Source organism: Haloferula sp., assembly GCF_049672945.1.
GTDB lineage: Bacteria > Verrucomicrobiota > Verrucomicrobiia > Verrucomicrobiales > Akkermansiaceae > Haloferula.
Genome location: NZ_JBATWY010000174.1, coordinates 15,903 through 25,296 on the forward strand (window position 1 = coordinate 15,903; position 9,394 = coordinate 25,296).

Annotated in this window: 10 protein-coding genes; 6 read left to right on the forward strand and 4 right to left on the reverse strand. The window is 59.4% G+C overall.

Going from position 1 to position 9,394, the window contains the following annotated elements; all coding sequences use genetic code 11:
• Positions 1-48: 48 nt before the first annotated feature.
• Positions 49-642 carry a ribosome biogenesis GTP-binding protein YihA/YsxC gene (yihA, locus tag WBG04_RS15555; RefSeq protein ID WP_424315374.1) on the reverse strand — a complete coding sequence of 198 codons (594 nt, stop codon included), beginning with the start codon at positions 640-642 and terminating at the stop codon, positions 49-51.
• Positions 643-821: 179 nt separating this feature from the next.
• Between yihA and WBG04_RS15560 the strand changes: the two genes are divergently transcribed.
• From WBG04_RS15560 to WBG04_RS15575, 4 genes are all read left to right on the forward strand, one after another.
• Entirely contained in the window at positions 822-1,799 is a 978-nt protein-coding gene (locus tag WBG04_RS15560) for a metal ABC transporter solute-binding protein, Zn/Mn family (RefSeq protein ID WP_424315375.1), read from the forward strand.
• Between the two features lie 125 nt (positions 1,800-1,924).
• Entirely contained in the window at positions 1,925-2,731 is an 807-nt protein-coding gene (locus WBG04_RS15565) for a metal ABC transporter ATP-binding protein (RefSeq protein WP_424315376.1), read from the forward strand.
• Positions 2,732-2,757: 26 nt separating this feature from the next.
• Positions 2,758-4,080, forward strand: a complete 1,323-nt coding sequence (locus WBG04_RS15570; RefSeq protein ID WP_424315377.1) for an iron chelate uptake ABC transporter family permease subunit — start codon at positions 2,758-2,760, stop codon at positions 4,078-4,080.
• The gene (locus WBG04_RS15575) at positions 4,077-4,976 is read left to right on the forward strand and encodes a metal ABC transporter permease (protein ID WP_424315378.1); all 900 of its coding nucleotides are present in this window, start codon (positions 4,077-4,079) and stop codon (positions 4,974-4,976) included. The genes WBG04_RS15570 and WBG04_RS15575 overlap by 4 nt, the downstream gene beginning before the upstream one ends.
• On the opposite strand, the gene WBG04_RS15580 is transcribed toward WBG04_RS15575, so the two are convergent.
• The 3 genes from WBG04_RS15580 to WBG04_RS15590 form a co-directional block, all read right to left on the reverse strand.
• A complete protein-coding gene (locus WBG04_RS15580) occupies positions 4,960-5,559 on the reverse strand; it encodes a hypothetical protein (protein ID WP_424315379.1) in 600 nt (199 codons plus the stop codon). The genes WBG04_RS15575 and WBG04_RS15580 overlap by 17 nt on opposite strands.
• A gap of 6 nt (positions 5,560-5,565) precedes the next feature.
• Entirely contained in the window at positions 5,566-6,312 is a 747-nt protein-coding gene (locus WBG04_RS15585) for a hypothetical protein (protein ID WP_424315380.1), read from the reverse strand.
• 89 nt (positions 6,313-6,401) lie between these two features.
• Positions 6,402-7,490, reverse strand: coding sequence for a peroxiredoxin family protein (locus tag WBG04_RS15590; protein WP_424315381.1), 1,089 nt, complete (start codon positions 7,488-7,490; stop codon positions 6,402-6,404).
• A 98-nt stretch (positions 7,491-7,588) separates the two neighbouring features.
• Here WBG04_RS15590 and gatC point away from each other — a divergent pair, with 98 nt between their 5' ends.
• Positions 7,589-7,882, forward strand: a complete 294-nt coding sequence (gene gatC / locus WBG04_RS15595; protein WP_424315382.1) for an Asp-tRNA(Asn)/Glu-tRNA(Gln) amidotransferase subunit GatC — start codon at positions 7,589-7,591, stop codon at positions 7,880-7,882.
• A gap of 5 nt (positions 7,883-7,887) precedes the next feature.
• Entirely contained in the window at positions 7,888-9,306 is a 1,419-nt protein-coding gene (gene gatA / locus WBG04_RS15600) for an Asp-tRNA(Asn)/Glu-tRNA(Gln) amidotransferase subunit GatA (RefSeq protein WP_424315383.1), read from the forward strand.
• The last annotated feature ends 88 nt before the right edge of the window (positions 9,307-9,394 follow it).

Consider the following 9,394-nt stretch of genomic DNA (forward strand, 5'->3'; position numbering starts at 1 on the left):
GAAACAGACCACTCTTCAGCTAATGGCACGGGGGCGTGCCATCTCCCATCACGCCTTCAAGACCTGCTCGACAAACTCAAGCACCTCCCCCCGGCCCTTCCCTGTCTTCGTCGAGGTCTGAAAGTATCTCGGCTCGCCTTCACAACGCTCGGAGAGCGCCTCAAGAAAAAGCGCCACGTTCGACTTCACCTTGTTGGCCTTCGACTTGTCGGTCTTGGTGAAAACCAACGCGAAGGGAATCCCGCCAACCGCGAGCCAATCGCAGAAATCCAAATCGATCGCCTGAGGCGTAAGCCGTGAGTCGATCAACACAAACACACAGCGCAACTGCTCGCGCTGAGAAAGGTAGTCGGACACTGCTTTCTGAAACTCCTGCCGACTCTCCTTCCTTACCTTGGCATAGCCGTAGCCCGGAAGATCCACCAGCATCCACGCTTTGTTCATCACGAAGAAGTTGATCAAGCGCGTCGCACCGGGAGTCGATGAGACCTTTGCCAGGTCCTTCCGATTGGCCAGCAGGTTGAGCAACGAGGATTTTCCAACGTTCGATCGACCAATGAAAGCGAACTCCTGGAGTCCCGATTCAGGACAAGTCTCGAAGTCCGGTGAACTGGTGAGAAAGTCGGCAGCAGTAATCTTCATGGGCGCGGAGCCATCTAGCCGCAAAACCCGTCCACAGCGAAAACCAAATCTTCCATTCATTCGTCGCGCGTCTCGCTTGCCCCTAGATACAAGTCCGGAAATGACGATGAAAAACCCATTTTTGAGCTATCCCGCTCTTTTTCTTTGACTACTCAAAGTCAATCGCTTCAGTTCGCCTCATGCGAAGTTCCCTGACACGGCTTTGGCTCGTTGCTTCTTGCCTCCTGATCCCTTTGACGAACTGCTCCAAAGAGCCCGCGAACAGCGCGGCCGATGCCCGCTACAAGACGGTCGCCACCGTCGGTATGATTGCCGATGTCGTCCGCCAGATCGCAGGAGACAAAACCGAAGTGGAAGGCCTGATCGGCGAGGGAGTCGACCCTCACCTCTACAAGCCGACGGGATCCGACGTGAAGAAACTCCAGGCGGCGGACATCGTCTTTTACAACGGTCTGATGTTAGAAGGAAAGATGGGAGATGTGCTCGTGCGCGTCGCCTCCAGCGGCAAGCCGGTCCACGCCGTCACGGAGAGGATTCTCGAGAGCAAGGACTTCGTCATGAGCACGGAGGAAAACCACTACGACCCCCATGTCTGGATGGATGTCGCAGGCTGGATCAAGGCCAGCAGCGTGATTGGAGATTCGCTTGCCAAATACGACCCTGCGAACGCGAACTACTACAAAGACAGGACGAGTCAATACATCGACCAACTGAACAAGCTCGACGAGTATGCCCGCGTCTCCATCGCTTCGATTCCCGAAGGCAAACGCGTCCTGGTGACCGCTCATGACGCCTTCAGCTACCTCGGTCGTGCCTACGGCATCGAAGTCCGCGGCATTCAGGGCCTCAGCACCGAGTCCGAAGCCGGCCTCAAGGACATCAACCAGCTCGTTGACTTTCTTGTTGAAAACAAGATCCCTGCCGTCTTCGTCGAAAGCTCGGTCTCTCAAAAGAACATCAAGGCTCTCATCGAAGGAGCCCGGGCCAATGGTCATGAAGTCAAAATCGGCGGTGAACTTTTTTCCGACGCCATGGGCCCCACTGGCAGTTACGAAGGAACCTACATCGGCATGATCGACCACAACGTCACCACCATCACCCGTGCCCTCGGTGGCGATGCGCCGGCTGGTGGATTGAACGGAAAGCTCTCTAACTGATCCAGCGAGCGGGGATTTGTGATCCTCGTGTAACTCCAGCACCCCACCCTCAACAAACGATCAACCCCAAGCTCTCCAATCAGCCTCATCCTTCGGGGACTGCACGTCCCCGCTCCTTGCCATCCATGCACAACACATCCAGCGTCGATATCGCCACCGGTGTTCATCCGGAGCATCCACCGGACTGCCCTCTGGCGATTCATGACCTAACGGTCGCCTACCAGCGCAAGCCGGTCATTTGGGACATCGAGCTCAACATCCCCGAAGGCAAACTCGTCGGCATCGTCGGACCGAACGGTGCCGGCAAGAGCACGCTCCTCAAAGCCTGCCTCGATCTCATTCCTTCCACCTCCGGATGGGCCCACATCTACGGCCAGCCCTACAAGAAGCAACGCCACCTCGTCGGCTACGTCCCCCAACGCGAAAGCGTCGACTGGGACTTCCCTGTCAGCGCGCTCGACGTGGTCGCCATGGGAACCTACCGCACACTCGGCTGGCTGCGGCGCGTTGGAAAACGAGAGAAGGCCCTCGCCCACGAAGCCCTCGAGAAAGTCGGGATCGCCCACCTCGCCAAGCGCCAGATCAGCCAACTCTCCGGCGGTCAGCAGCAACGCGTGTTCCTCGCCCGTGCTCTCGTCCAGGACGCCAGACTCTACTTCATGGACGAGCCCTTTGCCGCGGTCGATGCGGCGACCGAACAGGCGATCGTCACCCTCCTCAAGGAGCTTCGAGCCCAGGGCAAGACCTGCATCGTCGTCCACCACGACCTCGCCACCGTCTCCCAGTACTTCGACTGGCTCATTCTTCTCAACATGCGCGTCGTCGCCGCAGGACCGACCGAGGAAGTCTTCACTCAGGAGAACCTCAGGAAGACCTACGGCGGAAAACTCGATCTGTTAGACAATGCCGCGGTCGCCCTGCGCCAGCGGTAAACGAAACGCGGAAACACCGGAAAACATTGCCCTTCACCCTTCAGGACCTGTTCGACGTCGTTTTGCTGAAAAGCTACAACGTCCGGCTTGTCGTCGTCAGCACCATGCTGCTGGGCATCACCTCCGGGCTCATCGGGTCATTCCTCCTGATGCGTAAACGCTCGCTGATGGGCGACGCGCTGTCCCATGCCACGCTCCCCGGCATCGGCATCGCTTTCGCCGTCATGGTCGTAGCAGGCGGAACAGGCAAGTACCTTCCCGGCCTGCTTCTGGGCGCGACCATTTCCGGCATCGCCGGCGTGCTCGTCATGCTCGCCATCACCAAAACCACCCGGCTGCGCGACGACGTTGCCATGGGATTCGTGCTCAGTGTCTTCTTTGGCATCGGCGTCGCAGTTCTCGGACTCATCCAAAAGATGCCCCAGGGAAATGCCGCCGGTCTCGAATCCTTCATCTACGGCAAGGCCGCATCGATCGTCTGGCAGGACTCCGTTCTCATTGCCGCCATCGCCTTGGTAACCGCCGTATCCGCCGTTCTTCTGAGAAAGGAATTCACCCTGCTCTGCTTCGACGACACCTACGCCGCCTCCCAAGGCTGGCCAGTGCTCTTTCTCGATGTGCTGATGCTCGGACTGGTCACGGCTGTCACCGTCATTGGCCTTCAAGCCGTCGGCCTCATTCTTGTCATTGCCTTCCTCATCATTCCGGCTGCTGCCGCCCGCTTCTGGACGAACCGCCTCGGCATGATGCTGCTGCTTGCCTCGATCGTTGGAGGTATCAGCGGCTGGCTCGGAGCCTCGCTTAGCGCGCTCCTTCCCAAGCTACCCACCGGCGCGGTGATTGTGCTCGTCGCCGCCACCATCTTCATCATCAGCATGCTTTTTGGCAAAGCCCGCGGCGTCATCCCACGCCACCTCGATCAACTCCGGCTCAAACGCCGGGTCGGCCGCCAGCATCTGCTGCGTGCTGCCTACGAGATCCTCGAGCACCACAACCGTCCCGCGATCAATCTGCCGATCAGCCGCGACTCGATGCTCGAACACCGGGCGTGGACGCCTCGCCAGTTCAAGAGACTGCTCTCTCTGGCGAAACGCGAAGACCACCTCGAAGCATCCGCACCCGGAACCATTCGTCTTTCCGAATCGGGCTTCGGGGAAGCCGCCCGCATCACTCGAAACCACCGCCTCTGGGAACTCTACCTGATCCGCTACGCCGACATCGCCCCCAGCCACGTCGACCGCGATGCCGATATGGTGGAACACATTCTCGGTGCCGAAATCGTCCGCCAACTCGAGGCGGAAATCGCCCCGCAATCCGAAATTCCCCCAAGCCCGCACCGGATCCAATGAACTGGACGTCCTTCGATACCTGGATCGCGATCACCGCCACGTTGTGTGCAGTCTCATGTGCCTTGCCCGGGTGCTTTCTCGTACTGCGAAAAATGAGCATGATGGGAGATGCAATCAGCCATGCCGTGCTTCCCGGGCTTGCGATTGCCTTCATCGTCACCGGCAGCCGTGCCAGTGTGCCGATGTTCATCGGTGCGGCCGTGGTCGGCATTCTAACAGCCTTGTTCACTCAATGGATCAGCCGCTTCGGACAGGTGGATCGGGGTGCCGCGATGGGCATTGTGTTCACCACCCTTTTCGCCATCGGCCTCGTTCTGATCGTGAATGCCGCCGACCGGGTCGACCTTGACCCGGGCTGCGTGCTCTACGGAGCTATCGAACTCACGCCCCTCGACACCGTCAAAATCGGTTCGCTGATGATCCCTCGCGCGGCCCTGGTGAACGCCATCATCCTCATGCTCAATCTCGGGATCATCACCCTGCTCTACAAAGAACTTCGCCTGAGCGCCTTCGATCCTCAACTCGCCGATACCCTCGGCTTCTCATCCGGCTTTCTTCACTACCTGCTCATGACCATGGTCGCCGTGACCACCGTCGCCGCCTTCGAATCGGTCGGCAGCATCATCGTCATTGCAATGCTCATCGTCCCACCCGCAGCCGCACTCCTGCTCACCCGGCGGCTTTTGCCCATGCTCCTCATCAGCACGGTGCTTGCCGCCGCTTCGGCCTGGCTCGGGCACTTCCTCGCCATGAGCCTGCCGAAGCTCATCGGCTTCGAAGACACCACAAGCTCCGGCATGATCGCCTTTGCCGCAGGCTTGCTCTTTCTTCTCGCCTGGCTGTTCGCCCCTCACGAGGGACTGATCAGCCGCCGCTTCATCAAGATGCAGGACTGATCCGGATGCAATCCGTATCGACCTCCACCTTCCAGTCCGGACGATGAGAGGCCACGAAAGAGCGCACTTCATCCATCGTCGGATAGATCTGCTCGCTCTTTCCCTCAAAGCAACGGGCGTCATCAATCAAGATCACACACCGCAGATCTTCGCGGGCAAAAATGTGGCCCAACTCCTCCATCACCGGCGTGTCCTTGTCGCCCCGCGCGGTATTGCCTGCGGAATAATGTCCATCGAGCCAGAAAAGCGCCGGGCCATCCAGCTTGGGAACCAATTCCGACATCACCTGACCACTATCCCCATGCAGGATCTCAATGCTGGAATCCCCCTTGAAACGCTCGACGGCCGCCTGATGAAAATGATCCGCCAACTCGATCGAATAGAGCTTCCGGAAATCCCCACGCATCGCCTCAATCATGTCCCCCTTGAAGGTTCCGGTCTCGACCAGAACGTCGAGGCCGAAGCGCTCACGATAATCGCGGATGTTCTTCTGCTTGATCGCGTGCGGTGGAGGCGCCGGACGACCCGCTTCCTCCCACTTCGCGACGGCGCGCTTATCTTTCCATTTTGAAAACAGGCTCATGAGTTTTTAGTCGGTGTTGCTGCCTTGATCCTCGAAAACATAGCCGTGGATCTCAATCTCTTTCCGAAAAACGCGATCGATGATCTCGAGGTGGGGTTTCTCAAGGACCTTGCTGTAGTGGGTCCGATCCTTCCGGTAGCCGCCCTTGGCTCGAACCCCCAGCGATCCATCGAAGGGAATCCCGAAACGCTCGCAGATGCCACCGATCCCCTCGGCCAGATTCTCATACTTGATGATCTCGTCCACCAGGCATTCCCCATTCTGATCGAGATAGAATCCGGTGTTCTGACAGAAGACACCTTCCTCAAAATACTCGTCGAGTGTCAGCTTCCCCCCACGATACGCCTTCTGCATGTGGTAGTGGGAAAGTGTCTTGTCCCACGGGTTCCTTTCGACGGCAAATTTGTGGTAGCTGTTCCAGATCTCAGGATCGATCCGCATCCTGGCAATCCGCGCCGGAATATGCTCATGAAATTTCCGCCGCTTGCGCATGTCGTCGAAAGTCCGTCGCGGCGTGAAAAAGCGACGTTCCACGAACACACTTTTGTCCACCGGATAATTGAAGCTGAAGAACTCCTTGAGAGGAAAAAACGCCTGCTTCCAATTTCGAGGCTCATGTCCTTCCACCGGTGGCCGCGTCGTGGTGAAAACATCATCCGGCCCACAGTGCGGCGAGAGAAACGCCTCAATGCTCGTTCCGGCTGTTTTCGCGGTCTTGATGAAAATAAACCGGTGCTGATGGGAGATGACCATTCGCGCCGCCAGCGATAGCCCAGCCCCGCCCAGTGGCGCAAGTGGTTTCCCCTGCCTCGCGTTCAAGGCCGCCCGGCATCACGCCACGATCATTCGCCTTCAAGCACCGCGGCAGCGGTCAGTTCGGCAAACGGCCCCAAGGCGCCGAAGAAGCGGATCTCGCGCTCACCATTGAGCACATACACAAAGGGCCACGATCCCACCCGATACTCGTTGCCCAGCTTGTTCTCAGGATCGGAAAAGTTCGGCCAGTCCACCGGCGCGGTCGGCCTCTGTTGAAGATCCCGCAAGGTCTCCCGAGAATCGCTATTTACACCAACGACCTCAAACTGCTTCCCAGCAAATCGCTCATCCGCCCGCACCGATCGGATCATGTCGATCACTCCATCCGCCCCTTCGTTCCCAGAATTCCAGAACAACAGCATCACCACCTTCCCAGAATAATCGGATAGCTTCATCGGACGCCCCCCGGAATCCACCCCGTTCAAGTCCGGAGCGACCCGTCCCTTGCTGAGATTCATGATGATGTAGAGCTCGTCTTCCGCCATCTTGGCAACCGACGAGCCGTCGATCACCACGTCCGCCGCATCGATGATGGCCTTCCTCAACATACTCAAACGCTCGGCCATCACCCTCGGATCGTCTCCAAGATTCTTATCGAGCATCGCAATGCCAAGCGCTGCGACACCCCGCACGGTCTTATCCGGATTCTCCTTCTCGATCCGGCGTAGAAGACTCATCGCCTGATTGTCACCACAGGCCACCAAGGCCATGCACATCGGAGCCAGCTTGGAACTCTTGATATGATGCTGCCCGACCTCGCGCCGAACCGCCTCCACCTGCTCCGCCATCAAGGGTCGTCGGATCCCGTCGTCTCCGATTTGGGCCAAAGGAAACGCCAACCTCAGAAACCACGCCGCAGGATCCAGGACCCACTCCTTGTCGAGATCCCCCTTGATGACCGTCCACATCTTCTCCGCTGCCGCCACCTGATCGGGACGTTGACCAAGCAGTGATTCCCTCTCCTCGACGCTCTTCGCCAGTTTTAGTTTCAACTGCCAGGCCTCATTCGCTCGCTCGTAGGCGGTCCTTATCGCCGCCGCCTGCTGAGGCGTGCCGGCATTCGCAGCAAGGCTCAAACCGGCAAGCACGAGGGTGATGATCCGCAAAATCCGCATGGCTCACGCTATCAAGCCGGACCCAGCTGACAAGTCCGGCCGCACACGCCCTTCCAATGCTTGCCCCAAGCGGCTGCCTCCCCTTTACTCCCGGCCCGATGGCCACCGAACATATCGACGTCCGCTACGTCGCCAGCCTCGCTCGGCTCGAATTGAGTGACGAGGAGTGCGCGACTTTCCAGCCCCAGCTGGACTCCATTCTCAGCTACGCAGAAAGCCTGAGCCGCCTGAATGTGGAGGGGATCGAACCCACCGCCCACCCGGTCCCCGTCTATGACGTCATGCGCGAGGATGTCCCCGGCACCAGCCTCACCCAGCAGGCGGTTCTTCAAAATGCCCCGGATCAGGCCCAGCAGCAGATCCGGGTTCCCAAAGTCATCGCCGACGCCTGACGACCATGTCCCTCGCGACCGCCACCATTGCCGAACTCCGCCGCAAGCTTACCGCCGGCGAGATCCAAGCCACCGACATCCTCGACGATCTCGCCGCAGCGATTTCCGCCCGCGATCCAGAGCTCGGCGCCTACCTCTCTCACGATCTCGATGCCGCCAAGGCTGCAGCGTCGAATGCCGACCTTTCGCTGCCACTCGGCGGCATCCCCATCGGCATCAAGGACAACATCAACGTCCTCGGCCAGCCCTGCACCTGCGGCTCCCGCTATCTTGAAAAGGGCTACACCTCACCCTACGACGCCACCGTCACCAGCAAGTTGAAGGCCGCCGGAGCGATTCCCTTCGGCCGACTGAACATGGACGAGTTTGCGATGGGTTCGTCCACCGAGAATTCCGCCCTCGGCCGCACTCTCAATCCTCACGATCCCGCACGCATCCCGGGCGGCTCTTCCGGCGGTTCCGCTGCGGCCGTCGCTGCCGACATCGCCATCGCCACGCTCGGATCCGACACCGGTGGCTCAATCCGCCAGCCCGCTTCCCATTGCGGAGTCGTCGGCCTCAAGCCTTCCTATGGCCGCGTCTCCCGCTACGGACTCGTTGCCTTTGCCTCCTCGCTTGATCAGATCGGACCACTCACTCGCAGCGTCGAGGACTCCGCCTTGCTTCTCCAAGCAATCGCCGGTCACGACACCCGCGACTCCACTTCACTTAATACCGAAGTCCCCGATTTCCTTTCAGGTCTGAACGACGGTGTCGTCGGCCTCAAGCTTGGCCTCCCGAAGGAATACTTCGGTGAAGGTATCGATCCCGCCGTGCGCGAAAAGGTCGAAGCCGCCACGAAGAAACTCGAAGCCGCCGGTGCCGAGCTTGTCGAAATCTCGCTCCCTCACACCGAATACGCCGTCGCTACCTACTACATCATCGCCCCTGCGGAAGCGTCATCGAATCTATCGCGTTTCGACGGCATTCGCTACGGCCATCGTAGTAGCGACCACGGCGACCTGCTCGAACTTTACTGCAAATCGCGCGAAGAAGGCTTCGGCCCGGAAGTGAAGCGCCGCATCATTCTCGGCACCTACGTGCTGTCCTCCGGTTACTACGACGCCTACTACAGCCGCGCCCAGAAGGTCCGCACCTTGATCCGTCGCGACTTCGAACAGGCCTTCGAAAAGGTCGACGCCATCCTTTCCCCAGTAACCCCCTCACCCGCCCGCAAGCTCGGGGAAAACAGTGACGACCCGCTTACCGAGTATCTCTCCGACATCTACACGATTGCCGCCAACCTCGCCGGCATCTGCGCCATCTCCGTCCCCTGCGGCACCGTCCCGGCAGATGGCGACAAGCAACTCCCCGTCGGCCTCCAGATCCTCGGCCCCCACCTCGGCGAAGCAAAACTCCTGCGCATCGCCAAGAGCGCCGAGTAGAGTGCACGCGCTCGCACCAAGACCTGAGTCTCCATAGGAGGCCGAGCAAATCTGCCTTTCGAGGAAGCCATTTGTCGGGGACGCTCAA